Source organism: Polaribacter sp. (genome assembly GCF_051251875.1).
Lineage (GTDB): Bacteria > Bacteroidota > Bacteroidia > Flavobacteriales > Flavobacteriaceae > Polaribacter.
On the sequence record NZ_JBPOGL010000067.1, the window covers coordinates 1 to 2,728 of the forward strand.

The 2,728-nt window shown below is 32.7% G+C and carries 1 protein-coding gene; it reads left to right on the forward strand.

Features of this window, described 5'->3' with window-relative positions; all coding sequences use genetic code 11:
• Window positions 1-664: 664 nt before the first annotated feature.
• Window positions 665-973 carry a GIY-YIG nuclease family protein gene (locus ACSHW5_RS16600; RefSeq protein ID WP_435677262.1) on the forward strand — a complete coding sequence of 103 codons (309 nt, stop codon included), beginning with the start codon at window positions 665-667 and terminating at the stop codon, window positions 971-973.
• The last annotated feature ends 1,755 nt before the right edge of the window (window positions 974-2,728 follow it).

The window sequence follows — 2,728 nt, forward strand, 5'->3', positions numbered from 1 at the left end:
CTTGTCGAAGTGCTAACAAAATGGTCTTCGACAAGCTCAGACTGACATCCGTTTGGTAAATTGTTCTTTGGAATGAGCATCAAAAAAAAGTAATTTTAAAACTAAAATATTACCAAAACAAAACCTAATCACAATTCAAACGCTAAATGTCACACTGAGCTTGTCGAAGTGCTAACAAAATGGTCTTCGACAAGCTCAGACTGACATCCGTTTGGTAAATTGTTCTTTGGAATGAGGATCAAAAAAAAGTAAATTTAAAACTAAAATATTACCAAATTAAAACCTAAACGCAATTCAAACTCTAAATGTCACACTGAGCTTGTTGAAGTGCAAGCAAAATAGTCTTCGACAGGCTCAGACTGACATCCGTTGGATAAAATGTTCTTTGGAATAAAGATCAAAATAAGTTTAAATGTAAAATATTACCAAAATAAAACCTAAACGCAATTCAAACGCTAAACGTCACACTGAGCTTGTCGAAGTGCAAGTAAAAAGGTCTTCGACAAGCTCAGACTGACATCCATTTGATAAATTGTTTTTTGAAATAAATATCAAAAAAAAAGTAAATTTAAAACTAAAACATTACCAAAATAAAACCTAATCACAATTCAAGCGCTAAATGTCACACTGAGCTTGTCGAAGTGCATTTTCTAAAAATATAATTATGAGAATTTATTACGTTTATATTTTATTATGCTCTGATAATTCTTTCTACACAGGAATGACCAACGATTTAGAAAGAAGATTACTTGAACATAAATCCGGAAAAAGTAAAGATTCCTATACTTTCTCTAGGCGACCTATTGTATTGAAATGGTATTTAGAATGTTCAGATTCTAGAGATGCAATTCAATATGAAAAGAAAATTAAAGGTTGGTCTCATAGAAAAAAACAAGCTTTAATTGAAGAGAATTGGAGCGATTTGGTAACGTTTTCTAAAAATTACTCACAAAATAAAGAATCTAGAATGTAGTTGAGCTATTAGTCTTCGACAAGCTCAGACAGACATTCGTTTGGTAAATTGTTTTTTGGAATGAGCATCAAAAAAAAGTAATTTTAAAACTAAAATATTACCAAAATAAAACCTAATCACAATTCAAACGCTAAATGTCACACTGAGCCTGTCGAAGTGCGAACAAAATAGTCTTCGACAAGCTCAGACTGACATCCGTTAGGTAAAATGTTCTTTGGAATAAAGATCAAAATAAGTTTAAATGTAAAATGTTACCAAGGTAAATCCTAAACGCAATTTAAACGCCTAATGTCACACTGAGCTTGTCGAAGTGCAAACAAAATGGTCTTCGACAAGCTCAGACTGACAATCGTTTGGTAAATTGTTCGTTGGAGTGAGCATCAAAAAAAAGTAAATTTAAAACTAAAATATTACCAAGGTAAAACCTAAATGCAATTCAAACGCCTAATGTCATACTGAGCCTGTCGAAGTGCGAACAAAATAGTCTTCGACAAGCTCAGACTGACATCCGTTAGGTAAAATGTTCTTTGGAATAAAGATCAAAATAAGTTTAAATGTAAAATGTTACCAAGGTAAATCCTAAACGCAATTTAAACGCCTAATGTCACACTGAGCTTGTCGAAGTGCTAACAAAATGGTCTTCGACAAGCTCAGACTGACAATCGTTTGGTAAAATGTTCTTAGGAGTGAGCATCAAAAAAAAGTAATTTTAAAACTAAAATATTACCAAAATAAAACCTAAATGCAATTCAAACGCCTAATGTCACACTGAGCTTGTTGAAGTGCAAGCAAAATGGTCTTCGACAAGCTCAGACTGACAATCGTTAAGTAAAATGTTTTTTGAAATAAATATCAAAATAAGTTTAAATGTAAAATATCACCAAGTTAAAACCTAAACGCAATTCAAACTCTAAATGTCACACTGAGCTTGTCGAAGTGCAAGCAAAATGGTCTTCGACAAGCTCAGACTGACATCCGTTTGGTAAATTGTTCTTTGGAATGAGGATAAAAAAAAAGTAATTTTAAAACTAAAACATTACCAAGGTAAATCCTAAACGCAATTCAAAAGCCAAATGTCACACTGAGCCTGTCGAAGTGCAAGCAAAATGGTCTTCGACAAGCTCAGACTGACATCCGTTTGGTAAATTGTTTTTTGGAATGAGCATCAAAAAAAAGTAATTTTAAAACTAAAATATTACCAAATTAAATCCTAAACCAAATTCAAACTCTAAATGTCACACTGAGCTTGTCGAAGTGCAAGCAAAATGGTCTTCGACAAGCTCAAACAGATATTCGTCTGGTAAAATGTTCTTTGGAATGAGGATAAAAAAAAGTAAATTTAAAACTCAAATATTACCAAAATAAAAACTAAACACAATTCAAACGCCTAATGTCACACTGAGTTTTTCGAAGTGCAACTAAAATAGTCTTCGACAAGCTCAGACTGACATCCGTTAGGTAAAATGTTCTTTGGAATGAGGATAAAAAAAGTAAATTTAAAACTAAAATATTACCAAGGTAAAACTTAAACACAATTCAAACGCTAAATGTCACACTGAGCTTGTCGAAGTACAAGCAACATGGTCTTCGACAGGCTCAGCCTGACATCCGTTAGGTAAAATATTCTTTGGAATGAGGATAAAAAAAAAGTAAATTTAAAACTCAAATATTACCAAGTTAAAACCTGAAGGCAATTCAAACGCTAAATGTCACACTGAGCTTGTCGAAGTGCAAGTAAAAAGGTCTTCGACAGGC